We start from the raw sequence: 26,103 nt of genomic DNA, 5'->3' as shown, positions 1-26,103 counted from the left end.
CTTCCTGACATCTCCGAAGGCGTTCATGGGGAGCGGACGTCGGCGGTGCTCAGGCCGGGCTGATGTTGTGGTTGAAGCGGAACACGTTGTCGGGGTCGTAGCGGCGCTTCAGATCGGCCAGCCGCCGGGTGTTCTCGGTGCCCATTCCGGCCACGACCCGCTCGGCGCCCTCGTCGCCGATGAAGTTGAGGTAGACCGCGCCCGTGCTCCAGGGCTGCGCCGCGGCGCGGACGTCGCGGACCCACTGCACGCAGCGCTCGTCGTCCGCAGGCTCCGCCCAGATCGCGAAGGGGTGCACGCCCCAGGGCGCGTCCCGGTACGGCACGGGGTACTCGTGCGGGCCCGCGGCGATCGCCCCGCCCTGCGGGAACAGTGCATGGAGGGTGCCGGTGAGCGGCAAGGCCTCGCCGCCTGCGCAGAACGCGTCCAGGTAGGCGTCCGGCGCGCCCGTCAGATACTCCGCCGACCAGTAGTTCCGCATCCCCGGCGGATCGTCGAGCATGCATTGGACATCGGCGTACGGCATCGCCCCGACGACCTCCGCCTCGTGCGGCAGTGACAGGAGGGGCTCGGCCAGCTTGCGCATGTCCTCCTCGGACCCGGCGTACGTCAGCAGCGCACCGCACAGGAGCTTGCCGACCAGGTGCGGCGGCACGAACTCCTCGGGCGGGCCGGTGAGATACAGCAGGGCGCCGCTCGCCTCGTCCGGGGCCACGGTGATCAGTTCGCGGTAGGTGCGGGTGACCTCGGGGCCGAACTCCGGGAGGTACAGCACCAGCGCGATGGAGAACTGGGGCAGCTCGTGGAGCTTCAGCGTGAGCGCGGTCGCGACGCCGAAGTTGCCGCCTCCGCCGTGCAGGCCCCAGAACAGCTCCGGGTTCTCGTCGGCGCTCGCGTGGACCCGCTCGCCGTCCGCGGTGACGAGCTCGACGCCGACCAGGTTGTCGACGGCCAGCCCGCACCAGCGGTCCAGCCAGCCGGTGCCGCCGCCGAGGACGAAGCCGCCGACACCGGTCGTGGAGGCCCGCCCGCCGGTCGTGGCGAGGGCGTACGGCTGGCAGGCGCGGTCCAGGTCGCTCATCGTGGCGCCGCCCGCGACCCGCACCGCCTCGGCCGCGGGATCGACGCTCACCGCGCGCATGTGCCGCAGGTCGACGACCAGTCCGGCGTCGTTGACGGCCATGCCCGACACGCTGTGCCCGCCGCCGCGCACCGCGATGTGCAGGTCCAGGTCCCTGCCGAACCGCACGGCCCGTACGACGTCGTCCTCGTCCACGCACTGGGCGATGACCGCGGGCCGGCGGTCGATCATCACGTTGAAGACGGTCCGGGCCTCGTCGTAGCCCGGATCGTCCGGAGCGAACACGTCGCCGACCAGATCCTCGCGCAGCGCGGCGAGGGCCGCGCCCGCCTTCGATGGGGAGGCCATGGGGCGCCCCCTTCCTGCAGGGGCTGATGGATCCCAGCGTAGGCAGGCTTTGGCCGGCGGTCCTGTTCAGCCGCCGTAGGCCCCCGAAGCGGTCAGACGCAGCGCCGTGTCGATCAGCGGGACGTGGCTGAAGGCCTGCGGGAAGTTGCCGACCTGGCGCTGCAGGCGCGGGTCCCACTCCTCGGCCAGCAGACCCAGGTCGTTGCGCAGCGACAGCAGCTTCTCGAACAGCTTGCGGGCCTCGTCGACGCGGCCGATCATCGCCAGGTCGTCCGCCATCCAGAACGAGCAGGCCAGGAAGGCGCCCTCGTCACCGGGGAGGCCGTCGACGCCCTCGTGCTTGCCCTGCGTCGGGTAGCGCAGGATGAAGCCGTCCTGCGTGGACAGCTCGCGCTGGATCGCCTCGATGGTGCCGATGACGCGCTTGTCGTCCGGCGGCAGGAAGCCCATCTGCGGGATCAGCAGCAGGGAGGCGTCCAGCTCCTTCGAGCCGTACGACTGCGTGAAGGTGTTGCGCTCCTTGTCGTAGCCCTTCTCGCACACGTCCCGGTGGATCTCGTCGCGCAGTTCCTTCCAGCGCTCCAGCGGGCCGTCCGCGTCCCCGGACTCGATGAGCTTGATGGTGCGGTCGACGGCGACCCAGGCCATCACCTTGGAGTGCACGAAGTGGCGGCGCGGGCCGCGCACCTCCCAGATGCCCTCGTCCGGCTCCTGCCAGTGGTCCTCGAGGTAGCGGATCAGCTTGAGCTGGAGGAGGGCCGCGTAGTCGTTGCGGGCCAGGCCCGTCATGTGGGCCAGGTGCAGGGCCTCGGTGACCTCGCCGTACACGTCCAGCTGGAGCTGGTGCGCCGCGCCGTTGCCGACCCGGACCGGCGCGGAGGCCTCGTAGCCGGGCAGCCAGTCCAGCTCGGCCTCGCCGAGCTCGCGCTCACCGGCGATGCCGTACATGATCTGGAGGTTCTCCGGATCGCCCGCGACCGCCCGCAGCAGCCACTCGCGCCAGGCACGGGCCTCGTCGCGGTAGCCGGTGCGCAGCAGCGAGGACAGGGTGATCGCCGCGTCGCGCAGCCAGGTGTAGCGGTAGTCCCAGTTGCGCACGCCACCGATGTCCTCGGGAAGCGAGGTCGTCGGGGCGGCGACGATGCCGCCCGTCGGGGCGTAGGTCAGCGCCTTCAGGGTGATCAGCGAGCGGACGACCGCCTCGCGGTAGGGGCCGTGGTACGTACAGTGCTCGACCCACTCGCGCCAGAAGTCCTCCGTCGCCTCCAGCGACTGCTCCGGCTCGGGCAGCGCCGGCGGCTGCTTGTGCGAGGGCTCCCAGGAGATGGTGAAGGCGATCCGCTCACCCGGGGCGACCGTGAAGTCCGAGTACGTCGTCAGCGACTTGCCGTAGGTCTCGGCCTCCGTATCGAACCACACCGAGTCCGGGCCGGCGACGGCCACCGTACGGCCCTCGTGCTTGTGCACCCACGGCACGACCCGGCCGTACGAGAAACGCATCCTGAGCGCCGAGCGCATCGGCACCCGGCCGGAGACGCCCTCCACGATCCGGATCAGCTGGGGCGCGCCGTCACGCGGAGGCATGAAGTCGATCACCCGGACCGTGCCGCGCGGCGTGTCCCACTCGGACTCCAGGATCAGGGAGTCGCCGCGGTAGCTGCGCCGGGCCGCGGTGGGCGGCGGGGCGTCGGAGGCGTGGGCGGGGCCGAGCCGCCAGAAGCCGTGTTCCTCGGTTCCCAGCAGGCCGGCGAAGATGGCGTGCGAGTCGAAGCGGGGCAGGCACAGCCAGTCCACCGTGCCGTCCCGGCAGACCAGTGCTGCGGTCTGCATGTCTCCGATGAGTGCGTAATCTTCGATGCGCCCGGCCACGTGCAACTCCAGTCGAACGGCCACGTCACCCCCTTGTGGCAAGGGGGCTCTCGCTAGTGCGGTCAAGGGGTGTTGTTAAGCGTCGTTGAGCGGTGAAGCAAAGCAGTCGCTTCGGCCGTGAGGCAAAACGACCGCCTCTTCTCGACGATCTCTGCTCAACGAACTGACGAGCTCTCGTTGTTCCGGTGGTTACGAGCGAGGGGTGGTGCCGTGTTACCGGCCGGGCTCGGCAGCGAATGTCCGAGCAGGATACGACGCACGTAGATGATCTGCGTGCCGCTCCGGACAACCCGGGTCCGCCGAACGGGTGAGCAACGGGTGAGAAACCGGAACACTCGTGCAGGTTCGTGGTGAGACGTGTGCGGAGCGTGGCCGGAAGCCATCGGTTCCGGTCGCTGATACCCTGGTAGCCCGTGGACCGGTGGGAGAAAAACCCCCGAACCGCAGCGACGGCGACCCCGGAGATCTCTCCGGTCAGGCAGCCGTAACGCACCCCAGACCGCGACCACGGGAGCCCCCTCTTGGCCATGACGCCCAAATCCACGACGACCAAGCACATCTTCGTCACCGGGGGTGTCGCCTCCTCGCTCGGCAAGGGCCTGACGGCCTCCAGCCTCGGCATGCTCCTCAAGGCTCGGGGCCTGCGGGTGGTCATGCAGAAGCTGGACCCGTACCTCAATGTCGACCCTGGCACGATGAACCCCTTCCAGCACGGCGAGGTGTTCGTCACCAACGACGGCGCCGAGACCGACCTGGACATCGGCCACTACGAGCGCTTCCTCGACCGCGACCTGGACGGGTCCGCGAACGTCACCACCGGCCAGGTGTACTCGACGGTGATCGCCAAGGAGCGGCGCGGCGAGTACCTCGGCGACACCGTGCAGGTCATCCCGCACATCACCAACGAGATCAAGCACCGCATCCGCCGCATGGCGACGGACGAGGTCGACGTGGTGATCACGGAGGTCGGCGGCACGGTCGGCGACATCGAGTCGCTGCCGTTCCTGGAGACCGTCCGCCAGGTCCGTCACGAGGTCGGTCGTGACAACGTCTTCGTCGTCCACATCTCGCTCCTGCCGTACATCGGCCCCTCGGGAGAGCTGAAGACGAAGCCGACCCAGCACTCGGTTGCGGCTCTGCGCAACATCGGTATTCAGCCGGACGCGATCGTGCTGCGCTGCGACCGCGAGGTGCCGACCGCGATCAAGCGGAAGATCTCGCTGATGTGCGACGTCGACGAGGCGGCCGTGGTCGCCTGCCCCGACGCCCGCTCCATCTACGACATTCCCAAGACCGTGCACGGCGAGGGCCTGGACGCCTATGTCGTCCGCAAGCTGGACCTGCCGTTCCGTGATGTGGACTGGACGACCTGGGACGACCTGCTCGACCGCGTCCACAACCCCGACCACGAGATCACCCTCGCGCTGGTCGGCAAGTACATCGACCTGCCCGACGCCTACCTCTCGGTCACCGAGGCGCTGCGCGCGGGCGGCTTCGCCAACAAGGCCCGCGTGAAGATCAAGTGGGTCACCTCGGACGACTGCAAGACCCCGGCCGGCGCCAAGCAGCAGCTCGGCGACGTGGATGCCATCTGCATCCCGGGCGGCTTCGGCGACCGCGGTGTGCTCGGCAAGGTCGGCGCGATCAAGTACGCCCGCGAGAACCGGATCCCGCTGCTCGGCCTGTGCCTGGGCCTGCAGTGCATCGTGGTCGAGGCGGCCCGCAACCTCGCGGACATCTCGGACGCCAACTCCACCGAGTTCGACCCCGCCACCTCCCACCCCGTCATCTCGACGATGGCCGAGCAGCTCGACATCGTCGCCGGTGAGGGCGACATGGGCGGCACCATGCGCCTCGGCATGTACCCGGCCAAGCTGGCCGAGGGCTCCATCGTGCGCGAGGTGTACGACGGCAAGGAGTACGTCGAGGAGCGGCACCGTCACCGCTACGAGGTCAACAACGCCTACCGGGCGGAGCTGGAGAAGAAGGCGGGCATCCTGTTCTCCGGCACGTCGCCGGACGGCAAGCTCGTGGAGTACGTCGAGTACCCGCGCGAGATCCACCCCTACCTGGTGGCCACGCAGGCCCACCCCGAGCTGCGCTCGCGCCCCACGCGCCCGCACCCGCTGTTCGCCGGGCTCGTGAAGGCAGCCGTCGAGCGCCAGCTGGCCGAGGGCGTCGGCAAGGATTCGAAGTAACACGAGAGTTGTACGGTGGCCGGGGTGCAAACCTTCAAAGGTTGGCGCCCCGGTTTTCTTTGGCGGGTCTGTTTGAAAGCGTGTGGAAGGGCAGGGCATGGCGATCAAGGACACCCCCGAGGAGTGGGAGGTCCGGGCGACGGACACCCCCTTCGTGGGCAACAAGACCTCCGTCCGCACGGACGAGGTGGTCATGCCCGACGGTTCGGTCGTACGGCGTGACTACCAGGTCCACCCCGGCTCCGTGGGCGTCCTCGCCCTGGACGACCAGGACCGCGTCCTGCTGATCAAGCAGTACCGCCACCCGGTGCGCCAGAAGCTGTGGGAGATCCCGGCCGGCCTGCTCGACATCCCCGGCGAGAACCCGCTGCACGCGGCCCAGCGCGAGCTGTACGAGGAGGCGCACGTCAAGGCCGAGGACTGGCGGGTGCTGACGGACGTCTACACCACCCCCGGCGGCTGTGACGAGGCCATCCGGATCTTCCTCGCCCGGAATCTGTCCGAGGCCGACGGGGAGCGCTTCGTGGTGGAGGACGAAGAGGCCGACATGGAGCACGCGCGCGTGCCGGTCGACGAGCTGGTGCGGGGTGTGCTCGCGGGCGAGCTGCACAACAACTGCCTTGTCGTGGGCGTGCTGTCGCTGGTCGCCGCGCGCGCCGGCGACGGGCTCGACGCGCTCCGTCCGGCGGAGGCGCCCTGGCCCGCGCGCCCCTTCGAGTCCTGAACGGACGCATCCCCTTCGCGTCCCCTCGCGGTGTGAAGATCGGCTGATCCGATCGAGGGACGTCCGCGCCGTGCCCGCCACGCTCCGCCCGGAACGTAGCAGAGCGTGAACTAGGCTCTGAATACGCCCGAACCGGAGTCCCGGCGGGCTTGCGCGTGCGTGGGACGGGAGTGTGGCCCGTGACGGATCAGGTGGTGGACACAGGCGGCGTGCAGGTGTCGGCACGGACTTCCGGCGCGAACCAATTCCTGGGCCGCACCCGCGAGTTGAAGGAGCTGCGCGCCGACATCGAGCGCGCGGGCCTGGACACTCTCTCCGGCCGCAAGGTGCCACGCGCGCGCGTGCTGCTCATCGCGGGCCGCCCAGGCTCGGGCCGCACCGCACTCGCCGAGGAACTCGTACGGCAGGTCGCGGACCGCTACGCGGACGGTGTGCTGCGCGCCCGCCTGACCGACTCCGACGGCACCCCCGTCCCCGTCGAGCGCACCGCCCGCGAGCTGCTCACCGCCCTGGACCTGCCGAACCCGGCCGGCGCCGCCGAGGACGACCTCACGGCGGCACTGCGCGAGGCCCTGGCCGACCGCCGGGTCCTGCTGCTGCTCGACGACGCCGCCGAGGCCGGCCAGGTCGACGCGCTGCTGCCGGACACCCCGGAGTGCCTGGCCGTCGCGGTCTCCGGCGGTCCGCTGACCGGGATCTCGGACGTGCGGCCCTGCACGCTCGGCGGCCTCGACACCAAGTCCGCCGTCGAGCTGCTGGCCCGGCACGCCGGCTCGGTCCGGATCACCGTCGACCCCAGGGCCGCCGAGGGCCTGGTCGAGGTGTGCCAGGGGCAGCCGGCCGCACTGCGGCTGGCGGGCGGCTGGCTCGCCGCCCGGCCCAAGTCGGCCGTCGCCGACCTCGCCAAACAGCTGCGGGCCGAGGGCGAGGAGGGCACACCGCTCAGCCGGGTCTTCCGCCTCGCCTACGCCGGCCTGCCGGCCCCCGCCGCCCGCATACTGCGGCTGCTCTCCCTCGCCCCGGGCGGCCTCATCGACCCGCACACCGCCTCCGCGCTCGCCGGCAGCTCGGTGGAGGGCGCCCACACCACCCTGGACGACTTCGTCGCCCTCGGCCTGCTGCACGCCGTCGACTCACCGCTGCCCCAGTACGAGGTCCCGGCCTGCCTGCACCCGCTGCTCAAGGCCCTCACCGAGACCCAGGACCGCCCCGCCGAGCTCCAGCTCGCCCGCGCCCGGATGCTGGAGCGGACCGTACGGCTGCTGCAGTCCTGCCGGGCGATCACCGAGACGGACAGCCCCGAGACCCGGCAGAAGCTCATCGGCATGCCCCGCGCCCTGCGCTTCCCCAACCCCCGGGCCGCCGCCGACTGGCTCGGCATCCGCAGGCCCGCCCTGCTGGCCTCGGCCCGCGCCGCGGTCGCCGACGGGGAGCTGGACACCCTTGCCAGGCGCCTGATGTCCCAGCTGGTCAGGGCGATGGTCGCGCACTTCGGCACCCAGGCCGCCGCCCCAGACCTGTACGAGGTGCACAGCCTGGTCCTGGACGTGGCCGAGCGCCGGAACCTGCCCCGCGAGCAGGCCGCGGCCCTGCTGAACCTCGGCGACCTCGACGCCCGCACGGGGCGCACACGCGAGGCGCTGGTGCGTTTCCGGGCCGCGCTGGACGCCGGACGGGAAGGAAATGACCTGTACGCGACCGGCCGCGCGATGGAATCCGTAGGCGGCGCGCATCTGGAGATCGGGGACTACGACCGGGCCGCCGACTGGTTCGGCCGCGCCCTGGCCCAGCGGCTGGCCCGGGCCGAGCGATCGGACACCGCCCGGCTGTACGGCCGTATCGCCGAGGCGCACACCTTTGCGGGCCAGTACGGCGAGGCGCAGCGCAGCTGGCGCGCCGCGGTCGCCGGGTACCGCAAGGACGGCGATGTCGCGGGTCACGCACGGGCGTTGAGCGAGCTCGCCCGGGTCCAGGAGTACGCCGGGCGGCTGGCGGAGTCGCTGCGTACCTGTCAGGAGGCGGTGGACTGGGCGCGCCGCGCCGAGGACCCGCGGCTTCAGGGCGCCCTGTATCTGAGGCTCGCCGACACCCTGGACCGGCTGGGCGATCCCGCGGCTGCGCAGCTGCACCGGGGCGCGGCGGAGCGGATGCTGGGGGAGGAGCCCGAGGACTCCGATGCGGCCGAGTCCGAGCCCCGGCAAGAGGCAATCGAGCCGGAATCAGACCCTAACGCCTGCGAAATCCGCAGTGCATCGAACGAAGATTGATGCAATGAAAGGCTAGACAGCGGGAACACCTTCATTAGACTGGCTCTGCCGCACCTTCTCCTGCGGTGTCTCCCGGTGTGCCCTGCATGCCTGGGTATGTCTTGTAATGCCCCCACACCCCCTGAGCCAAGGACCGTGATCGACGTGAAGGTCGGCATCCCCCGCGAGGTCAAGAACAACGAGTTCCGGGTGGCCATCACCCCCGCCGGCGTGCATGAGCTGGTGCGCCACGGCCACCAGGTCGTCATCGAGCAGGGCGCCGGTGTCGGCTCGTCGATCCCGGACGAGGAGTACGTCGCCGCAGGCGCCCGGATCCTCGGCACCGCCGACGAGGTGTGGGCCACCGCTGACCTGCTGCTGAAGGTCAAGGAGCCCATCGCCGAGGAGTACCACCGCCTCCGCAAGGACCAGACGCTCTTCACCTACCTGCACCTGGCCGCCTCCAAGGAGTGCACGGACGCCCTCATCGAGTCCGGCACGACGGCGATCGCCTACGAGACCGTCGAGCTGCCCTCCCGGGCCCTGCCGCTGCTGGCCCCGATGTCCGAGGTCGCGGGCCGTCTGGCCCCGCAGGTCGGCGCCTACCACCTGATGCGCGCCAACGGTGGTCGCGGTGTGCTGCCCGGCGGTGTCCCGGGCGTGCTCGCCGGCAAGGCCGTCGTCATCGGCGGCGGCGTCTCCGGCTGGAACGCCGCGCAGATCGCCATCGGCATGGGCTTCCAGGTGACCCTGCTCGACAGGGACATCAACAAGCTCAAGGAGGCGGACAAGATCTTCGGCACGAAGATCCAGACCGTCGTCTCCAACGCCTTCGAGCTGGAGAAGGCCTGCCTCGAGGCCGACCTCGTCATCGGTGCCGTCCTCATCCCGGGCGCCAAGGCCCCGAAGCTGGTCACCAACGAGCTCGTGTCGCGCATGAAGGCAGGAAGTGTTCTTGTCGACATCGCGATCGACCAGGGTGGCTGCTTCGAGGACTCGCGTCCCACCACGCACGCCGAGCCGACCTTCCCGGTCCACGAGTCGGTCTTCTACTGCGTCGCCAACATGCCGGGCGCGGTGCCGAACACCTCCACCTACGCGCTGACCAACGCCACGCTGCCGTACATCGTCGAGCTGGCCAACCGCGGCTGGGTCGAGGCGCTGCGCCGTGACCCCGCGCTGGCCAGGGGCCTCAACACGCATGACGGCAAGGTGGTTTACCGGGAGGTCGCGGAGGCGCACGGCCTGGAGCACGTGGAGCTCGCGTCGCTGCTCGGCTGAGCCGATCGGCTAAGTCACTTTCTGGTAAAGGCGATACGTCAACACGAGTCGTCAACCGAACGCACCCGGCCGGACCTTGCCCGAAAAGGTCCGGCCGGATGTGTGTATGGTCACTTTGCGACTCTCGGTCAACTCGCCTCGAACGCAACCCTTCGACCGATTCGCACACCCTTGAAACCTGCTGTGCGACGGCCGTACGCCCTTGACAGCGGGATGTTTCATTGTCGACACATCTGCCCGGTCCGGCGGATTGTGTTGCTGCGGACCGCCGACACGCCATAGAGTCGCCGACTGTCGGCATGGTGCCACGCTGACCTGTCTAGAAGTTTCCTGGTCACCAAGGAGGTAAGACGACTTGTGAATGAGTCGACATTTTCTCCCGGGGGTGGTCAACCAGGAATGCCGGTACGGGACCAGGGTCCCGCGGGATTCGAGGCTGTCGGCTCCGTTGCGGTGCGCACCTTCGCAGCCCACCAGAGTCACCAGATCTCAGGGTTGACTCAGACAGCACACCAGAGCATGGATGGCCATCACGTGAACGCCATGGCCGGCGACGGAAGTGGCGCGCCCCACAACCAATTCGCCGTCTACGACGAACTGCCCGACGGGCACTTCTACGACCCCGACGCGGAGTACGAGCCCGACCCGGAGTACGCGGCCACGCTCGCGCCCGACGCTGCCCGCCAGCGCCGTGAGCGCGTCGGTCCGACCGGGCGTCCGCTGCCGTACTTCCCGATCCCGGGTCCCCTGACCGACCACGGCCCCGCGAAGATCATCGCGATGTGCAACCAGAAGGGCGGCGTCGGCAAGACCACGTCGACCATCAACCTGGGTGCCGCGCTCGCGGAATACGGGCGCCGGGTCCTGCTCGTCGACTTCGACCCCCAGGGCGCGCTCTCGGTCGGTCTCGGCGTGAATCCGATGGAGCTCGACCTCACCGTCTACAACCTGCTCATGGAGCGGGGCATGTCGGCGGACGAGGTGCTCCTGAAGACGGCGGTCCCCAACATGGACCTGCTGCCCAGCAACATCGACCTGTCGGCCGCCGAGGTCCAGCTGGTGAGCGAGGTCGCGCGCGAGTCGACTCTCCAGCGCGCCCTCAAGCCGCTGCTGCCCGACTACGACTTCATCGTGATCGACTGTCAGCCCTCGCTGGGCCTGCTCACGGTGAACGCGCTGACGGCCGCGCACAAGGTGATCGTGCCCCTGGAGTGCGAGTTCTTCGCGCTGCGTGGTGTGGCGCTGCTGACCGAGACCATCGAGAAGGTCCAGGAGCGGCTCAACCCGGAGCTGGAGCTCGACGGGATCCTCGCCACGATGTACGACTCGCGCACCGTGCACAGCCGTGAGGTGCTCGCGCGTGTCGTCGAGGCGTTCGACGATCACGTCTACCACACGGTCATCGGGCGCACGGTCCGCTTCCCGGAGACCACGGTCGCCGGTGAGCCGATCACCACGTACGCCTCCAACTCCGTCGGTGCCGCCGCCTATCGCCAGCTCGCCAGGGAGGTGCTCGCCCGGTGTCACGCCGAGTGAGTCTGCCGGGGGCCGACGAACTGTTCCGTACGACAGGGGGTATGGCACTCCAGCCGTCCACTCCCCGGCGCCCGGTCAACGGCGAGGCCCGGGTGCCGGCTCCCGCGGGAGAGAGTGACGCGGCCGCCGCCGGGGAGGACGCGCCGCAGTCGGTGCCCGCTCAGGGCGGTGACGGCGACGGCGCCGAGCACGTGGCGGCCGACGCCGAGTCCGCCGACGCAGGCGAGTCGCGCAGCCGGTCCGCCACCGCGGAGCGTTCCGCGCGACGTCAGACAGCGCAGGAAGGTTCTGCCGGGGCGCCGACGAGCACTCCCGGCGGATCCACCAACTCCGGTGCGGCCGCATCGGCGCCGCGCAAGCGTGGACGCGCCGCCGCGCGCCGGCCCAGTGGTCGCGAACGGCACGACGAGAAGATCACCGTGTATGTCTCCGCCGAGGAGCTCATGGATCTGGAGCACGCCCGTCTGGTGCTCCGGGGCGAGCACGGGCTGGCCGTCGACCGCGGGCGGATCGTCCGCGAGGCGGTGGCCGTGGTCCTCGCGGATCTGGAGAGCCGGGGAGACGCGAGCATCCTCGTACGACGGCTGCGCGGGCGGTAGCGGTAGCCTGCGGGGGCCATGACCTCGAACGACGTTCCCGCCCACGGTGCCGGTGCCTCCGGCGGCCGTCGGCGTGCGCTGGGTCGGGGGCCGGGGTCGTCGCCCGCACCTGTGTCGACTCCGGTGCGCGAGGATCCGGAGCCCGAGGTTCCCGCAGTCGTGGTCCCGGAGCCGGATCCGGAGCCTCAGGTCATTGCTCCCGAGCCTCAGCCGGAGCCTCAGGTCGTCGCTCCCGAGCCGGAGCCCGAGACCGAGTCGGAACCAGAGCCGTCGGCATATTCGGAACCAGAGCCGCCGGCACATGTGGATCCCGTCGCCGAACCCGCTCCTGAGCCCCCTGCCCAGCAGGACGAGGCCGAGTCCGGTGACAGCGGCGTCTTCAAGGTCCGCCTCTCCAACTTCGAGGGCCCCTTCGACCTCCTCCTGCAGCTGATCTCCAAGCACAAGCTGGACGTCACCGAGGTCGCGCTGTCCAAGGTGACCGACGAGTTCATGGCGCACATCCGGGCGATGGGGCCGGACTGGGACCTCGACGAGACGACCGAGTTCCTCGTGGTCGCGGCGACCCTGCTCGACCTCAAGGCGGCCCGGCTGCTCCCCTCCGCCGAGGTGGAGGACGAGGCCGACCTCGCGCTGCTGGAGGCGCGGGACCTGCTGTTCGCGCGGCTGCTGCAGTACCGGGCGTACAAGCAGATCGCCGACATCTTCAGCCGGCGCCTCGACGACGAGGCCCGGCGCTATCCGCGGACCGTCGGGCTCGAACCGCACCATGCCGAGCTGCTCCCCGAGGTCGTCATCAGCATCGGGGCGGAAGGATTCGCCAGGCTCGCGGTCAAGGCGATGCAGCCCAAGCCCAAGCCGCAGGTCTACGTCGATCACATCCACGCGCCGCTGGTGAGCGTGCAGGAGCAGGCCGGGATCGTCGTCGCTCGGCTGAAGGAGCTCGGCGAGGCCAGCTTCCAGTCCCTGATCGAGGACACCGATGACACCCTCACCGTCGTCGCGCGCTTCCTGGCCCTTCTCGAGCTGTACCGGGAGAAGGCCGTGGCCCTCGACCAGGAGACCGCGCTCGGCGAGCTCCTCGTGCGCTGGACCGGCGGGGACGGGGACGGGGAGCCGACGGTGACCGACGAGTTCGACCGGCCGCCCGAGCCGCCCAAGGAGGAGAAGAAGGCGTGAGCGAGGACACCACCGAACTGCCCGTCGGACTGCGTACCGTCGCGGAACTCGACCTCAAGCCCGCCCTGGAGGCGATGCTCATGGTCGTGGACGAGCCCGCGACCGAGGAGCGCCTCGCGAAGCTCCTGGAGCGGCCCCGGCGGCAGATCGCCGACGCCCTGCGGGAGCTGGCCGACGAGTACGCCGTGCAGGGGCGGGGCTTCGAGCTGCGGTTCGTCGCGGGCGGCTGGCGCTTCTACACCCGTGCCGAGTACGCCGCCGCCGTCGAACGGCTGGTGCTCGACGGCCAGACGGCCCGGCTCACCCAGGCCGCCCTGGAGACGCTCGCGGTCGTCGCCTACCGCCAGCCGGTCAGCCGCAGCCGTGTCTCGGCCGTGCGCGGAGTGAACTGCGACGGTGTGATGCGCACCCTCCTGCAGCGCGGGCTGGTGGAGGAGGCGGGCGCGGAACCCGAAACAGGTGCGATCCTGTACACGACGACGAACTACTTCCTGGAGCGGATGGGCCTGCGCGGTCTGGACGAGCTCCCGGAGCTCGCGCCCTTCCTCCCGGAGGCGGAGGCGATCGAGGCCGAGACGCTGGAAGGAGTCCCGTCGTTCGATCCGGACGCTCCGGATTCCGAGGACGCAGACGACAAGACGGAACTTTGATGCGAAGCAGTAGCGGCAGGAACAGCAGCGGAAACAACGGCGGGAGCCGTGGTGGCAACAGCGGCGGCCGCGGCGGGAGCAGCGGTGGCCGCGGTAATCCCCGTGGCGCCGGGAGCAACCGCGACGACAAGCAGGGCGGCCGGCCGAAGAGGCCGCGCCCGGAGGAGCGGCGCTACGACGTAGGCCCCGGCGGCACCCAGGAGGGGCCGAAGTCGGGGCGTGGCGCCTCGGCGCGCGGCGGCGCCAAGGGCGGGCCCAAGCAGGGCCAGGGCACCGGGCGCGGTCGTACGGCTCCGGCGAGTTCCCGTGAGTACGACGCGCGGGCCGAGGAGCGCAACCGCGAGCGCTACGCCGGCAAGAAGGACGTCAAGCTGCCCAAGACCTTCCCGGGCGCCGAGCAGGAGGGCGAGCGGCTGCAGAAGGTGCTCGCGCGTGCGGGCTACGGCTCCCGGCGCTCCTGCGAGGAGCTGATCGAGCAGGCCCGGGTCGAGGTCAACGGCGAGATCGTCCTGGAGCAGGGCAAGCGGGTCGACCCGGAGAAGGACGAGGTCAAGGTCGACGGCCTGACGGTCGCGACGCAGTCGTACCAGTTCTTCGCGCTGAACAAGCCCGCCGGTGTCGTCTCCACGATGGAGGACAACGAGGGCCGGCAGTGCCTCGGTGACTACGTCACCAACCGGGAGACGCGTCTCTTCCACGTCGGGCGGCTCGACACCGAGACCGAGGGCGTGATCCTGCTCACCAACCACGGCGAGCTGGCGCACCGGCTGACCCACCCCAAGTACGGCGTGAAGAAGGTCTACCTCGCGCACATCGTGGGCCCGATCCCGCGCGACCTGGGCAAGCAGCTCAAGGACGGCATCCAGCTGGAGGACGGCTACGCGCGCGCGGACCACTTCCGGGTCGTCGAGCAGACCGGCAAGAACTACCTGGTCGAGGTCACCCTGCACGAGGGCCGCAAGCACATCGTGCGCCGCATGCTCGCCGAGGCGGGCTTCCCGGTCGACAAGCTGGTGCGCGTCGCCTTCGGCCCGATCACGTTGGGCGACCAGAAGTCGGGCTGGCTGCGGCGGCTGTCGAACACCGAGGTCGGCATGCTGATGAACGAAGTCGATCTGTAGACCCGCACGCGCACATGGCGGCCGGTTCCGGAATGCGTCCGGGGCCGGCCGATTCTTTTTCGCCGTTCCGCCGGTCTGTATCAGTGACGGAGGGAGCGGGGATGAGTGCGACCACGGTGGACCGTGACGAGTTCGTACGGCTGACCGATCCGTACCGGCGGGAGCTGCTCGCGCACTGCTACCGGATGCTGGGGTCGGTCGACGAGGCCGAGGATCTGGTGCAGGAGACGTATCTGCGGGCCTGGCGGTCCTACGACGGCTACGAGGGCCGGGCGTCCCTGCGGACCTGGCTGCACCGGATCGCCACCAACACGTGTCTGACGGCTCTGGAGAGCCGCGCGCGACGTCCGTTGCCCTCGGGGCTCGGCGGGCCCGCACAGACGCCTGAGGAGCCGCTGACGGCCCCTGTGACCGACGTTCCGTGGCTCCAGCCGCTGCCGGACGCGCTCGTCGACCCGGCGAACGTCGTGGCGGCACGGGGGAGCCTCAGGCTGGCGCTGGTCGCGGCGCTTCAGCAGTTGTCCGCGCGCCAGCGTGCCGTGCTGATCCTGCGGGACGTGCTGGCGTGGCGGGCGACCGAGGTGGCCTCGCTGCTCGGCACCTCCACGGCGGCCGTGAAGAGCAGCCTGCAACGCGCGCGTGCCCGTCTCGACGAGGTGGCGCCGGACGAGGACCTCGTCGAGGAGCCGGAGGACGCCGCCGACCGCGAGGTGCTCGACCGGTATGTGGCCGCCTTCGAGAACGCCGACGTGGACACGCTGATCGGTCTCCTCCAGGACGGTGTCGAACTTCAGATGCCGCCCTACCTGGAGTGGTACAGCGGCAAGAAGGACGTGCTGCGCTTCCTGCACGCGCGCGTGCACGAGAAGGGCACCCTGCGGATGCTGCGCACGCGCGCGAACGGGCAGCCGGCCGTGGCGATGTACGTACGCGGGGAGGACGGCGTCATGCGGGCGCACTCCCTGCAGGTGCTCACGGTGGAGAAGGGGCTCCTGGCCCGGATCACGGCCTTCCTCGATCCCGCGCGCGTGCTGGACCGGTGCGGGCTGCCTCAGGAGCTGTCATGAACTCCGGGGAGCTGCTGGAGCGTTCCCTCGCCTACGCGCTGGGCAGCGTCGCCGAGGTCCGGACCGTGAGCCTGGGGCGGGGGACGCCCTGCGCCGAGTGGGACCTGGAGGAGCTGCTCGCGCATCTCGACGACTCGCTGGACGCGCTGTACGAGGGGCTGACGGGCGGGCGGATCGGGCTGTTCCCGCGCGCCGACCGGGCCTGTGGCTTCCGCACGCGCGCGTGCGCGGTGCTCGGCGCCTGGGCCACCGGGCCCGCCGAGGAGCGTGTCCTGGTCGGTGAACGGCCGCTGGACGTGCGGGTGATGGGCGCCGTGGGCGCCGTCGAGATCGCCGTGCACGGGTGGGACGTCGCCCAGGCCTGCGGTCGGCCGAGGCCCATCCCGGTGCCGCTCGCGGCCGAGCTTCTGAATGTCGCCCGCTGTGTCGTCGCTCAGGAGGACCGGGGCGTGCGGTTCGGCGCGCAGGTCCTGGTTCCGCCGCGCGCGCGTGCCGACGTCCGGCTGCTCGCCTTCCTGGGCCGCCGCGATTCCTTTCCGGAGTGAGCCTGGTCTGCCTTCCGTGAGCGACCTCCTACGGAACTCACGGAAGGCACGATCATGACCGACACGCTCAAGGCTCCTCTGCGTACGCCACCCGCCGAACAGGCGCCGACGCGACGTGTGTGGACCGTCGCCCTCGCCGGGCTCGGCGCGCTGCTGTGCTCCCTCGACGTCGTGGTCGTCGCCACCGCGCTGCCCGCCCTGCGGGCCGACTTCGGCGCGAGCCTGTCCGAGCTGGAGTGGACGATCAACGCCTACAACCTCGTCTTCGCCTGCCTCACCCTGACCGGCGCCGCACTCGGCGACCGGTTCGGGCGGCGGCGGATGTACGTCCTGGGCCTCGCCGTCTTCACGCTCGCCTCGGCCGCCGCGGCCCTCGCCCAGGGCCCGGGCCAGCTCATCGGCGCGCGCGTGCTGCAGGGCGCCGGGGCCGCCGTACTGCTGCCGCTCACCCTCACCCTGATCAGCGAGGCGTTCCCGGCCGAGAAGCGGGGCGTCGCCATCGGGATGTGGGGCGGGGTGACCGGACTCGGCGTGGCCGCCGGACCGGTACTGGGCGGGGCCGTCACCGAGGGGCTGTCCTGGCAGTGGATCTTCTGGCTGAACGTGCCCATCGGGCTCGCCATGATCCCCCTCGCCGCCCGCAAGCTGCACGAGAGCTACGGCACACGCCCCCAACTCGACCTGGTCGGACTGGTGTTGGCGGCCGTGGGCCTGACGGGCCTCGCCTGGGCACCCGTGCGCGCGCCCGAGGTCGGGTGGGGGAGCGCCGAGGTGCTGACCGCGCTGGCGCTCGGCGTCGTGTTCGTGGCGGCCTTCGTGGGCTGGGAGCGGAAGGGAGCCCGCTATCCGATGCTGCCCCTCTCCCACTTCCGGCGGCGCGGTTTCTCGACCGCCAACGCCTCCGCCTTCCTCCTCTTCGCCTCGCTGCTCGGCGCCCTGTTCATGATCACGCAGCTCTTCCAGCTCGGCCTCGGCTACTCCCCGCTGGAGGCGGGCGTCCGGATCCTCGTCTGGAACGCCACACCGCTGCTGATCGCGCCGATCGCCGGGGCGCTCTCCGACCGGTACGGCACCCGGCCGTTCATGTTCGGCGGCCTGGTGCTCCAGGCGACGGGCCTCGCCCTGCTGGCCTGGCAGGTCGAACCCGGCGTCGGGTACAGCAGCCTCGTCGTCCCGCTGATCGTCGCCGGCGTCGGCATCTCCATGGTCTTCCCGAGCGTGGCCAACGCCGTGACCTCGTCCGTCCCCCTGGGCGACGCGGGCGTCGCGGCCGGCGTCAACAACGCGCTGCGCGAGCTGGGCGGGGTCTTCGGGATCGCCATCGCCGCCGCCGTGTTCACGACGTACGGCGGCTACGGCTCGCCGGCCGCGTTCATCGAAGGCGCCGGTGCGGCGCTGTGGGTGACGGCGGGCACGGCGGCCGTCGGGGCGGGGGTGGCGGCGTTCGCGCCCTCCCGCGGCCGTACCTAGCGCAGGGGTTGTCGTAGCGCCCCCACCCTCTTTATAGTCGTAGTGACTATTAAGGGGGTGGGTTCGCATGGACAGCGAAAAGATGGCCAACGACAAGACGGGTTACGACAAGACGGGCTACGACAAGTACGCCCATGAACCCTTCGCCGTCACCGCCGACCTCGCCGTCCTCACGATCCTCGACGGCGTCCTGCACGTCCTGCTCGTCGAGCGCGGACAGGAGCCGTACCAGGGGCACTGGGCGCTGCCCGGCGGTTTCGTGCAGCCGGACGAGTCGGCGGAGAGGGCCGCCCGGCGTGAACTCGCCGAGGAGACCGGCCTGTCGGACGTCTCCGGGCTGCACCTGGAGCAGCTGCGGACCTACAGCGAACCCGACCGCGACCCCCGGATGCGGGTCGTGACCGTCGCCTTCGCCGCTCTGCTGCCCCACCCTCCCGAACCGCACGGCGGCAGCGACGCCGCGCAGGCCCGCTGGGTGCCGTACGACAAGGCGGGGCCGCTCGCCTTCGACCACGACCGGATCCTGGCCGACGCCCATGAACGTGTCGGCGCGAAGCTGGAGTACTCCGGTCTCGCCACCGCCTTCTGCCCGCCCGAGTTCACGCTCGGCGAGTTGCAGCAGGTCTACGAGGTGGTCTGGGGCACGGCCCTCGACCGGCCCAACTTCCGCCGCAAGGTGCTCGCCACGCCGGGCTTCGTCGAACCGGTCCCCGGCGCTGCCCGGCTCACCGGCGGCCGCGGCAAACCGGCCGCGCTGTACCGCGCGGGCACCGCCACCGCCCTGCATCCGCCCCTGCTGCGGCCCACCTCGGAAGGACGCCCCGCATGACCACGACCACCGTCCGCAAGCGCGCCGCCACCGGCTCCCTGCTCGGCCTCGCCCTCGGCGACGCGCTCGGCTTCCCGACCGAGTTCAACGACGTGCCGTCGATCCTCGCCAAGTGCGGGCCCTGGCGCGAGATGGACCTGCCGACGCCGGCGATCGTCACCGACGACACGCAGATGACGCTGGCGTTGGGGAAGGGGTTGCGGACGGCGATGGACCGGGGCGTGCTCGGGCCGAAGCGACTGGAGCGGCCGGTGCGCGAGGAGTTCGTGGACTGGTACCAGTCACCGGAGAACAACCGCGCACCGGGCCGGACCTGCCTGGTCGCCTGCAATCTGCTGAAGGACGAAAGCAGGCCCTGGCAGGACGCCAGCCAGCTCGGCTCCAAGGGCTGTGGTGCCAACATGCGCGTCGCGCCGGTCGGGCTCGTCCCCGGGCTGAGCGACGAACAGCGCGCGGGCGCCGCCCAGTTGCAGTCCGCGCTCACCCATGGTCATCCGACGGCGCTCGCCGCGTCCGACCTCACCGCGCACGCCGTACGGCTGCTCGCGCAGGGCGCCGAGCCCACCGGCCTGGTGGGGCTGCTGCGGTCGTACGCCTACGACAACCGCACCCAGTACCACGAGCGCTGGCTCGGCGACCTGTGGACCCGCAGCCAGGACCCCACCCCCGAGCACTTCATCGCGCGCGGCTGGGACGAGTGCCTGGGCGTTCTGGACCGCCTGCAGGAGGCCGTGCGCAGCGTCTCGCCCGAGACCGACCCGTGCCTGGCGACCGGCGAGGGCTGGATCGCCGAAGAGGCCATGGCCACCGGGCTGTTGTGCTTCCTGTGGTTCGTCGACGAGCCGCTCACGGCCCTGCGGCGGGCCGCCTGCACCGCGGGGGACTCGGACTCCATCGCCTGCCTGGCCGGCGCGTTCGCGGGCGCCTGGCTCGGCGCGGACGTCTGGCCGACGGAGTGGGCGGACCGGATCGAGTACCGGGGGGACCTGCTGACCCTCGGAGCGCTCTGGGACGCTTGACGGATGATCGACGCCCTGGACATCGACCTCGCGCCCGTCGTGGCCGAGCAGCCCGACCCGGTGCTGTTCGCGACCGTCTCGGGCGCGCATCTGTACGGCTTCCCGTCCCGCGACAGCGACGTGGACCTGCGGGGCGTGCACCTGCTGCCGGCCGCCGACCTCGTCGGGCTGCGTGAGCCGGACGAGACGCGGTCGCGAAGGGGGTACCTCCCTGCTCGAGCGGAGTCGAGAGCTCGGGGGCGGGTGCGGGACGGCGTCGAGATGGACCTGGTCACGCACGACCTGCGCAAGTTCGTACGGCTGATGCTGCGCCGCAACGGCTATGTGCTGGAGCAGTTGCTGTCGCCGCTCGTCGTGCACACCACGGACGCCCACCGGGAGCTGACCGAGCTCGCGCCAGGCGTGCTCACCGGTCACCATGCCCACCACTACCGGGGGTTCGCGACCACGCAGTGGCGGCTGTTCGAGAAGACCGGGGAGCTCAAGCCGCTGCTCTACACCTTCCGGGTCCTGCTCACCGGCATCCATCTGATGCGCAGCGGTGAGGTGCAGCCGCATCTGCCTACGTTGATCGGGGAGGTCGATGCCCCGCGCTATCTGCCGGAGCTGATCGCGGCGAAGGCGGAGCGGGAGCACGGGGACGCCGACGTCGAGCACGCGCGCGTGGCGGCCGACGTCGAGCGGCTGCACGGTGTACTCGACGAGGCGCAGGCGGCGTCAGTGCTGCCCGACGCCCCGAGTGTCTACGACGCCCTGCACGCCTTCGTCGTACGGACCCGGCTGGAGAGCTGAGGCGCGGCGGACCCGGATCAGGAAGTCCTCCACCCGGCGGCGGTCCGGTTCCGTCGGAAGCGGGCTGTGGTGGGCGGCTTCCTCCGCCTCGCTCGCCAGGCGCGTCATCCGGGACTCCACCTCCGGCCACGGGACCTCGCCCCGCTTGACCTCCAGCAGCGCCTCGCGCCGGTCGCCCACGTCGATCGTGAGGCGGCCGGTGCGCAGCAGGTCGCGAGCGCTCGCGAGGAGGCGCAGGAGGTGCATCGCGTGCTTCCAGCGCGGGGCGCCGTGCAGGCGGATGTGGGCCTCCAGCTTCTTGCGCTGGCCCAGGGCGTAGCGCGTGAACGTCTCGTGCGCCTGGCGGGACAGGAACGCCTCGCGCAGGGCCAGCAGCTCGCGGCCCGTGTCGTCGACGTGCTCCACGAACGGGGAGTGCAGGCACTCCAGGATGTTCGGGTTGGCGCGCAGGGCCAGTTCGCAGAAGCGCTCCAGCTCCCAGCTGAACTGTTCCTCCAGCGGGCCGTCGACATGGGTCGGCGGCTTGTCGAAGCGCCAGAAGAGCGGCGTGGGAGCGAGGAACACGCCCCGGCGGTCGGTGTCGCTGCCGTCCGTGGCCAGACCGAAGGCGCGCGAGCCCATCACACAGGCGTAGATCGTGTGGTCGCGGACCAGGGTCTCGGGGTGCATGCCCCGGAGGGTACGCGGCTGGTCACACGAGGCGGATCGAATTTCCTTCGACGACGATGTTCTTCGCCGGCAGCGGCTTCGTGGCCGGAGGATTGGCCACCGCGCCGTCCGTGATGTCGTACTTGCTGCCGTGACAGGGGCAGTTGATCGTCCCGTCCGAGACGGAGCCGACCGTGCACCCCTGATGCGTGCAGATGGCGGAGAAGGCCTTGAACTGGCCCTGCTCCGGCTGGGTCACCACGACCTTCTCGTCCTTGAAGATCGTGCCGCCGCCCACCGGGATGTCGGACGTGCTGGCCAGTTCCTCGCCTTCTTCGCCGGGGGAGACGGTGGTGGAGGTCGGCGTCGGGTCGCCGCCGTCTCCGGAGTCGCCCGAGTCGCCGCAGCTCGCGACGAGCGCCGTCGCGCCCGTCGCGCCCGTGGCGATGAGGATCGTGCGCCGGGTCGGACGGTTGGTCATGTCGTCACTCCGAAGGTGCGGAAGAACCAGAGGGCGGAAGTCAGCCAGACGATCGCGAGAGTGGCCAGGACCGCTCCGCCGACGATCGGCAGCAGCCAACCAGGAAGCCGCTCCGAGCGGATCAACAGCATCTTTGCACTGAAAGCACCAAAGAAGAAGCAACCCAGAAGAGAGTGCAAGAAAACGCGCGAATCGTACGTCTGGTAGCCCAGCGCATACAGGCAGTGCACCGCCACGGGGACGGCGACCAGGAACGCCACGCGGCCCGACCAGCGGTGCAGCGCGGCCGACCAGGAGGGCCCCGGCAGCCTGCCGTACAGCATCAGCGCGGAGACCAGCTGGACCAGCGCGAAGAAGATCGCCACCGTCGCCAGCCAGGACTTCATCGCGCTCGTACTGCTGAACCCGGCGAGGTTGAAGACCGTCCCGGCCGGGTCGTGGACCTTGCCGTACACGCCCAGGGCCACCGCGACCGCGCCGGCGACCAGGGCGGGGACCACGTAGCGGGCCGCACCCGGGCGGCGGTGGCCGGGCTGCGGAGACGGGAAGTCCTGGGTGAGGGCGTTCGGGTCGACGGTCATGATCGACTCCCGTGACGAAGGGGATCAGGGGACGGCCGGGCGGGCCGTGAGCTGCTGTCCGTCGACCGTCACCGCGCCGGTCTCCGGGTCGATCTCCGGGGCGGCCGAGGGCCTGCCGTCGCGGGTGAGGACGCCGACCTGCCGGCCGTCCGGCAGCACGATCCAGCCCCCGTCGACCTCGGCGCCACGCACGGTGGTCGTGGCCCGGTACAGGCCCGACGGCTTCTTGGTCTTGTCGGCGGTGAAGGCGTACCGCCCACCGTCGATCTCGACCGTGCCGCGGACCCTCTTGCCCTCCTTGAGGGCCCCGTTCAGCACGGACCCGTCCTTGGCGGTGAGCCGCATGGTGCCGTCGGCGTTCACGGGGCCCTTCAACCACGACTCCTTGGCGCGGCCGTCGCAGAAGTAGGCCACGGCCCTGCCGTCGCGCAGGGTGAGAGCGACGGCGGCGGAGTCGTCGTCGGTGCGGCCCGCGTAGCCGGCATCGGGAATCGGAGTTCTGGACGGTGACGGTGACGGTGGCGATGTCGGAGGCGGAGTCGTCTGCGTGGGGCTCGGCGACTGCTTCGTCGTGTCCGCCGACGAGGACGCCGCGCTCTTCGTCCCCGTCGTCGCATTGAGCGCCAGCATGAACACGCCGACCAACAGTCCCGCGAGAAGGGTGAGCAAGGGTCCCGGACGCTTCATGAGGCCTCCCCCGAGGCGAGCTTCCTGCCCATGAGAGCGGAGCCGTGGCCCGGCGTCCAGAGGCGCACGGTGGCGTTCGCGGTCTGGTAGCGAAATCGGGATGGACGGGTGACAGTGACTCAAAGCGGACCGCGGGGGTCCAGGTGTCTCAGCGGGCGGGCGACCCGCGTCCACCGCACGGGGGCTGACTAGGCTGGACTCCCGAAGAGCCGATCCGTACATCAGCAAGGAGCAGCGCCGTGGCGGTACGAGCGGTCCGGGGGGCCGTCCAACTGGAGTGGGACGAGGCCGGCCACATGGACGAGCAGGTCGGGGCCCTGCTCACCGCGATCCTGGAGCGGAACGACCTCACCGCGGACGACCTGATCAGCGTCTGGTTCACGGCTACGCCCGATCTGCACAGCGACTTCCCGGCGGCCGCCGCCCGCAAGCTCGGCAGCGGCTTCGCCGACGTACCGCTGATCTGCGCCCAGGAACTGGACATCGAGGGCGCCATGCCCCGGGTCGTCCGCGTCCTCGCGCACATCGAGTCCGACCGGCCCCGCGCCGACATCGCCCACGTCTACCTCGGCGCCGCGGCCGCCCTGCGCAAGGACATCGCCCAGTGAGAACCGCACTCGTCATCGGTACCGGCCTCATCGGTACGTCCGCCGCGCTCGCCCTGTCCCAGCGTGGCGTCGTCGTCCACCTCGCCGACCACGACCCCGAGCAGGCCCGCACCGCGGCCGCGCTCGGCGCCGGCACCGACGAGGCCCCCGACGGGCCCGTCGACCTCGCGATCGTCGCCGCCCCGCCCGCGCACGTGGCCGGGGTGCTCGCCGACGCCCTGCGCCGGGGCGTGGCCCGCGGCTACCTCGACGTGGCCAGCGTCAAGGGCGGGCCGCGTCGTGAGCTGGAGGCGCTCGGCCTCGACCTGTCGTCGTACATCGGCACGCACCCCATGTCGGGCCGCGAGAAATCCGGCCCGCTGGCCGCGACCGGGGACCTCTTCGAGGGCCGGCCCTGGGTGCTGACGCCGACCCGCGACACCGACACCGAGGTGCTGAACCTCGCCCTGGAACTCGTCTCGCACTGCCGTGCGGTGCCGGTGGTCATGGACGCCGACGCCCACGACCGGGCGGTCGCCCTGGTGTCCCACATGCCCCATCTGGTGTCCAGCATGGTCGCCGCGCGCCTGGAGAGCGCCGAGGAGGCGGCCGTACGGCTGTGTGGCCAGGGCATCCGGGACGTGACCCGGATCGCGGCCTCCGATCCCGGGATGTGGATCGACATCCTCTCCGCGAACCCCGGGCCCGTCGCCGACCTGCTCACCGACGTCTCCGCCGACCTGGAGGAGACGGTGCGGGCGCTGCGTGCGCTCCAGTCGTCCGACGAGGCCAAGCGGACCGAGGGCACGGCCGGGATCGAGGACGTGCTGCGGCGCGGGAACGCGGGACAGGTGCGTGTGCCCGGCAAGCACGGGACCGCCCCACGGGTCTACGAGGTCGTCGCCGTGCTCATCGACGACCAGCCGGGACAGCTGGCCCGGATCTTCGCGGACGCCGGGCTGGCCGGCGTCAACATCGAGGACGTACGGATCGAGCACGCGACAGGGCAGCAGGCCGGTCTGGTGCAGCTCATGGTGGAGCCCAAGGCGGCGCCCGTGCTGTCCGCGTCGCTGCGGGAGCGGGGCTGGGCGCTGCGCCAGTAGCTGCGTCAGCAGGGGAGCCGAGCGGTGCCCGGCCGGACGAGTGACGGGAACCCAGTAACCTTGTGCGGGGCGCCCTCGCGTCCCCACACTCCCGCCACACCGCACCAGGAAGGTGTCCCCCCGTGGAAAACGGTGCCGCCAAGCCCGTGATTGTCGCCATCGACGGCCCGTCCGGCACGGGCAAGTCGAGCACGTCGAAGGCCGTCGCCGCACAGCTCGGGCTGAGCTACCTCGACACCGGCGCCCAGTACCGGGCGATCACCTGGTGGATGGTGAGCAACGGCATCGACATCGAGGACCCGACCGCGATCGCCGCCGTCGCCGGCAAGCCCGAGATCATCTCCGGCACCGACCCGGCCGACCCGACGATCAGCGTCGACGGCACCGACGTGGCCGGTCCGATCCGCACGCAGGAGGTCACCTCCAAGGTCAGCGCGGTCAGCGCGGTGCCCGAGGTGCGGGCGCGGATCACCGAGCTCCAGCGCACGCTGGCGACCTCCGCCGAGTACGGCATGGTCGTCGAGGGGCGCGACATCGGAACGACCGTGCTGCCCGACGCCGACCTGAAGATCTTCCTCACCGCCTCGGCGGAGGCCCGTGCCGCCCGGCGCAGCGGGGAACTCAAGGGCGCCGACGTCAACGCCACCCGCGAGGCCCTGATCAAGCGCGACGCGGCCGACTCCTCCCGCAAGACCTCGCCGCTCGCCAAGGCGGACGACGCGGTCGAGGTGGACACCACCGAGCTCACGCTCCCGCAGGTCATCGAGTGCGTCGTGACGCTCGTCGAGGAGAAGCGAGCCGCGAAGTGAACCTTCCGTCCGAACGGGGCGTCGAGATCGGCCGGCGTATCGGCGTCCCCCTGATGTACGGGCTGTGGCGGCCGCGGGTCCTGGGTGCCTGGAAGGTGCCCGCGGCGGGGCCGGTGATCTACGCGGTCAACCACAGCCACAACGTCGACGGTCCGATGGTGATGGGCGTGTCGCCCCGGCCCGTGCACTTCCTGATCAAGAAGGAAGCGTTCGTCGGCCCGCTCGACCGCTTCCTGACCGGCATCGGCCAGGTCAAGGTGGACCGGCACGCCGCCGACCGGGCGGCGATCACGCAGGCGCTCGGCGTCCTGTCGAACGGCGGGGTCCTCGGCATATTTCCCGAGGGCACCCGTGGCGAGGGCGACTTCGCCTCGCTGCGCGCCGGGCTCGCCTACTTCGCCGTGCGCGGCGGCGCTCCGATCGTCCCGGTCGCCGTGCTGGGAAGTTCCGAGAAGCGAGGACGGTTGGTAAAGGGGCTGCCTCCGCTGCGCCACCACGTCGACGTCGTCTTCGGCGACCCCTTCGAGGCGGGCGACGGCAGCGGACGGCGCACCCGCACGGCGCTGGACGAGGCGACCGAGCACATCCAGAAGCAGCTCACCGAGCACCTGGAAAACGCCAGGCGGCTGACCGGCCGCTAGGCGACACTGAGT

Annotated in this window: 25 protein-coding genes; 19 read left to right on the top strand and 6 right to left on the bottom strand. The window is 71.0% G+C overall.

All coding sequences use genetic code 11. From position 1 onward, the window contains the following. Positions 1-49 precede the first annotated feature (49 nt). Positions 50-1,429, bottom strand: coding sequence for an FAD-binding protein (locus tag OG254_RS11140; RefSeq protein WP_405580105.1), 1,380 nt, complete (start codon positions 1,427-1,429; stop codon positions 50-52). 66 nt (positions 1,430-1,495) lie between these two features. Further along, complete coding sequence (locus OG254_RS11135; RefSeq protein WP_405594932.1) at positions 1,496-3,298, bottom strand: glycoside hydrolase family 15 protein; 1,803 nt, start codon at positions 3,296-3,298, stop codon at positions 1,496-1,498. Between the two features lie 527 nt (positions 3,299-3,825). On the opposite strand from OG254_RS11135, the gene OG254_RS11130 reads away from it, so the two are divergent. From OG254_RS11130 to OG254_RS11060, 15 genes are all read left to right on the top strand, one after another. Next, positions 3,826-5,496 (top strand): CTP synthase, encoded by a 1,671-nt coding sequence (locus tag OG254_RS11130; RefSeq protein WP_405580103.1) that lies wholly within the window; start codon positions 3,826-3,828, stop codon positions 5,494-5,496. A gap of 97 nt (positions 5,497-5,593) precedes the next feature. Continuing rightward, the gene (locus OG254_RS11125; RefSeq protein ID WP_351201079.1) at positions 5,594-6,220 is read left to right on the top strand and encodes an NUDIX hydrolase; all 627 of its coding nucleotides are present in this window, start codon (positions 5,594-5,596) and stop codon (positions 6,218-6,220) included. A gap of 179 nt (positions 6,221-6,399) precedes the next feature. Next, positions 6,400-8,487, top strand: coding sequence for a tetratricopeptide repeat protein (locus OG254_RS11120; RefSeq protein ID WP_405580099.1), 2,088 nt, complete (start codon positions 6,400-6,402; stop codon positions 8,485-8,487). A 135-nt stretch (positions 8,488-8,622) separates the two neighbouring features. Then, on the top strand, positions 8,623-9,747 hold the full coding sequence (ald, locus tag OG254_RS11115) for an alanine dehydrogenase (protein ID WP_405580097.1): 1,125 nt from the start codon (positions 8,623-8,625) through the stop codon (positions 9,745-9,747). Between the two features lie 399 nt (positions 9,748-10,146). Next, positions 10,147-11,283 carry a ParA family protein gene (locus tag OG254_RS11110; protein WP_147996875.1) on the top strand — a complete coding sequence of 379 codons (1,137 nt, stop codon included), beginning with the start codon at positions 10,147-10,149 and terminating at the stop codon, positions 11,281-11,283. Beyond that, entirely contained in the window at positions 11,268-11,882 is a 615-nt protein-coding gene (locus OG254_RS11105; protein WP_351201084.1) for a hypothetical protein, read from the top strand. The genes OG254_RS11110 and OG254_RS11105 overlap by 16 nt, the downstream gene beginning before the upstream one ends. 18 nt (positions 11,883-11,900) lie before the next feature. Continuing rightward, positions 11,901-13,061, top strand: a complete 1,161-nt coding sequence (locus tag OG254_RS11100; protein WP_405580092.1) for a segregation/condensation protein A — start codon at positions 11,901-11,903, stop codon at positions 13,059-13,061. After that, positions 13,058-13,711: an SMC-Scp complex subunit ScpB gene (scpB, locus tag OG254_RS11095; protein WP_405580090.1), complete on the top strand. Its 654-nt coding sequence runs from the start codon at positions 13,058-13,060 to the stop codon at positions 13,709-13,711. Before OG254_RS11100 ends, scpB begins: the two co-directional genes overlap by 4 nt. Further along, a complete protein-coding gene (locus OG254_RS11090; RefSeq protein ID WP_405580087.1) occupies positions 13,711-14,832 on the top strand; it encodes a pseudouridine synthase in 1,122 nt (373 codons plus the stop codon). Before scpB ends, OG254_RS11090 begins: the two co-directional genes overlap by 1 nt. Before the next feature lie 101 nt (positions 14,833-14,933). Beyond that, positions 14,934-15,899 (top strand): sigma-70 family RNA polymerase sigma factor, encoded by a 966-nt coding sequence (locus OG254_RS11085; RefSeq protein ID WP_405580085.1) that lies wholly within the window; start codon positions 14,934-14,936, stop codon positions 15,897-15,899. Beyond that, a complete protein-coding gene (locus OG254_RS11080) occupies positions 15,896-16,444 on the top strand; it encodes a TIGR03086 family metal-binding protein (protein ID WP_405580082.1) in 549 nt (182 codons plus the stop codon). Before OG254_RS11085 ends, OG254_RS11080 begins: the two co-directional genes overlap by 4 nt. Before the next feature lie 54 nt (positions 16,445-16,498). Next, complete coding sequence (locus OG254_RS11075) at positions 16,499-17,914, top strand: MFS transporter (protein WP_405580079.1); 1,416 nt, start codon at positions 16,499-16,501, stop codon at positions 17,912-17,914. 67 nt (positions 17,915-17,981) lie between these two features. Continuing rightward, positions 17,982-18,743: an NUDIX hydrolase gene (locus OG254_RS11070; RefSeq protein WP_405580076.1), complete on the top strand. Its 762-nt coding sequence runs from the start codon at positions 17,982-17,984 to the stop codon at positions 18,741-18,743. Further along, positions 18,740-19,762 carry an ADP-ribosylglycohydrolase family protein gene (locus OG254_RS11065; RefSeq protein WP_405580074.1) on the top strand — a complete coding sequence of 341 codons (1,023 nt, stop codon included), beginning with the start codon at positions 18,740-18,742 and terminating at the stop codon, positions 19,760-19,762. Before OG254_RS11070 ends, OG254_RS11065 begins: the two co-directional genes overlap by 4 nt. Before the next feature lie 3 nt (positions 19,763-19,765). Continuing rightward, positions 19,766-20,554 carry a DNA polymerase beta superfamily protein gene (locus OG254_RS11060; RefSeq protein WP_405580072.1) on the top strand — a complete coding sequence of 263 codons (789 nt, stop codon included), beginning with the start codon at positions 19,766-19,768 and terminating at the stop codon, positions 20,552-20,554. Here OG254_RS11060 and OG254_RS11055 read toward each other — a convergent pair. From OG254_RS11055 to OG254_RS11040, 4 genes are read right to left on the bottom strand one after another with little or no spacing between them, the layout of a single operon-like run. Continuing rightward, positions 20,480-21,223, bottom strand: a complete 744-nt coding sequence (locus OG254_RS11055) for a DNA polymerase beta superfamily protein (protein ID WP_405580070.1) — start codon at positions 21,221-21,223, stop codon at positions 20,480-20,482. The genes OG254_RS11060 and OG254_RS11055 overlap by 75 nt on opposite strands. 22 nt (positions 21,224-21,245) lie before the next feature. Further along, complete coding sequence (locus OG254_RS11050; protein ID WP_405580068.1) at positions 21,246-21,683, bottom strand: Rieske (2Fe-2S) protein; 438 nt, start codon at positions 21,681-21,683, stop codon at positions 21,246-21,248. Next, positions 21,680-22,264 (bottom strand): DUF6529 family protein, encoded by a 585-nt coding sequence (locus tag OG254_RS11045; protein WP_405580065.1) that lies wholly within the window; start codon positions 22,262-22,264, stop codon positions 21,680-21,682. The genes OG254_RS11050 and OG254_RS11045 overlap by 4 nt, the downstream gene beginning before the upstream one ends. Positions 22,265-22,288: 24 nt before the next feature. Beyond that, positions 22,289-22,951, bottom strand: coding sequence for a hypothetical protein (locus OG254_RS11040; protein WP_405580063.1), 663 nt, complete (start codon positions 22,949-22,951; stop codon positions 22,289-22,291). A gap of 239 nt (positions 22,952-23,190) precedes the next feature. Between OG254_RS11040 and aroH the strand changes: the two genes are divergently transcribed. The 4 genes from aroH (at position 23,191) to OG254_RS11020 (ending at position 26,091) form a co-directional block, all read left to right on the top strand. After that, the gene (aroH, locus tag OG254_RS11035; protein ID WP_405580061.1) at positions 23,191-23,559 is read left to right on the top strand and encodes a chorismate mutase; all 369 of its coding nucleotides are present in this window, start codon (positions 23,191-23,193) and stop codon (positions 23,557-23,559) included. Next, on the top strand, positions 23,556-24,641 hold the full coding sequence (locus OG254_RS11030; RefSeq protein ID WP_147996891.1) for a prephenate dehydrogenase: 1,086 nt from the start codon (positions 23,556-23,558) through the stop codon (positions 24,639-24,641). The genes aroH and OG254_RS11030 overlap by 4 nt, the downstream gene beginning before the upstream one ends. A 122-nt stretch (positions 24,642-24,763) precedes the next feature. Then, positions 24,764-25,450 carry a (d)CMP kinase gene (gene cmk, locus OG254_RS11025; RefSeq protein WP_147996892.1) on the top strand — a complete coding sequence of 229 codons (687 nt, stop codon included), beginning with the start codon at positions 24,764-24,766 and terminating at the stop codon, positions 25,448-25,450. 53 nt (positions 25,451-25,503) lie between these two features. Continuing rightward, positions 25,504-26,091: a lysophospholipid acyltransferase family protein gene (locus OG254_RS11020; RefSeq protein WP_351201138.1), complete on the top strand. Its 588-nt coding sequence runs from the start codon at positions 25,504-25,506 to the stop codon at positions 26,089-26,091. The last annotated feature ends 12 nt before the right edge of the window (positions 26,092-26,103 follow it).

This window comes from Streptomyces sp. NBC_01092 (assembly GCF_045039535.1).
GTDB lineage: Bacteria > Actinomycetota > Actinomycetes > Streptomycetales > Streptomycetaceae > Streptomyces.
The sequence above is the reverse complement of the archived record's forward strand: the minus strand, read 5'-3'. Positions and strand labels throughout refer to the sequence as shown.

Excerpts from the sequence above, each read along its gene's own strand:
- OG254_RS11140 (WP_405580105.1), bottom strand. The coding sequence starts at position 1,429 with ATGGCCTCCCCATCGAAGGCGGGCGCGGCCCTCGCCGCGCTGCGCGAG.
- OG254_RS11130 (WP_405580103.1), top strand. The coding sequence starts at position 3,826 with ATGACGCCCAAATCCACGACGACCAAGCACATCTTCGTCACCGGGGGT.
- OG254_RS11125 (WP_351201079.1), top strand. The coding sequence starts at position 5,594 with ATGGCGATCAAGGACACCCCCGAGGAGTGGGAGGTCCGGGCGACGGAC.
- OG254_RS11110 (WP_147996875.1), top strand. The coding sequence starts at position 10,147 with ATGCCGGTACGGGACCAGGGTCCCGCGGGATTCGAGGCTGTCGGCTCC.
- OG254_RS11100 (WP_405580092.1), top strand. The coding sequence starts at position 11,901 with ATGACCTCGAACGACGTTCCCGCCCACGGTGCCGGTGCCTCCGGCGGC.
- OG254_RS11090 (WP_405580087.1), top strand. The coding sequence starts at position 13,711 with ATGCGAAGCAGTAGCGGCAGGAACAGCAGCGGAAACAACGGCGGGAGC.
- OG254_RS11085 (WP_405580085.1), top strand. The coding sequence starts at position 14,934 with ATGAGTGCGACCACGGTGGACCGTGACGAGTTCGTACGGCTGACCGAT.
- OG254_RS11080 (WP_405580082.1), top strand. The coding sequence starts at position 15,896 with ATGAACTCCGGGGAGCTGCTGGAGCGTTCCCTCGCCTACGCGCTGGGC.
- OG254_RS11075 (WP_405580079.1), top strand. The coding sequence starts at position 16,499 with ATGACCGACACGCTCAAGGCTCCTCTGCGTACGCCACCCGCCGAACAG.
- OG254_RS11070 (WP_405580076.1), top strand. The coding sequence starts at position 17,982 with ATGGACAGCGAAAAGATGGCCAACGACAAGACGGGTTACGACAAGACG.
- OG254_RS11065 (WP_405580074.1), top strand. The coding sequence starts at position 18,740 with ATGACCACGACCACCGTCCGCAAGCGCGCCGCCACCGGCTCCCTGCTC.
- OG254_RS11060 (WP_405580072.1), top strand. The coding sequence starts at position 19,766 with ATGATCGACGCCCTGGACATCGACCTCGCGCCCGTCGTGGCCGAGCAG.
- OG254_RS11055 (WP_405580070.1), bottom strand. The coding sequence starts at position 21,223 with ATGCACCCCGAGACCCTGGTCCGCGACCACACGATCTACGCCTGTGTG.
- OG254_RS11050 (WP_405580068.1), bottom strand. The coding sequence starts at position 21,683 with ATGACCAACCGTCCGACCCGGCGCACGATCCTCATCGCCACGGGCGCG.
- OG254_RS11045 (WP_405580065.1), bottom strand. The coding sequence starts at position 22,264 with ATGACCGTCGACCCGAACGCCCTCACCCAGGACTTCCCGTCTCCGCAG.
- OG254_RS11040 (WP_405580063.1), bottom strand. The coding sequence starts at position 22,951 with ATGAAGCGTCCGGGACCCTTGCTCACCCTTCTCGCGGGACTGTTGGTC.
- OG254_RS11020 (WP_351201138.1), top strand. The coding sequence starts at position 25,504 with ATGTACGGGCTGTGGCGGCCGCGGGTCCTGGGTGCCTGGAAGGTGCCC.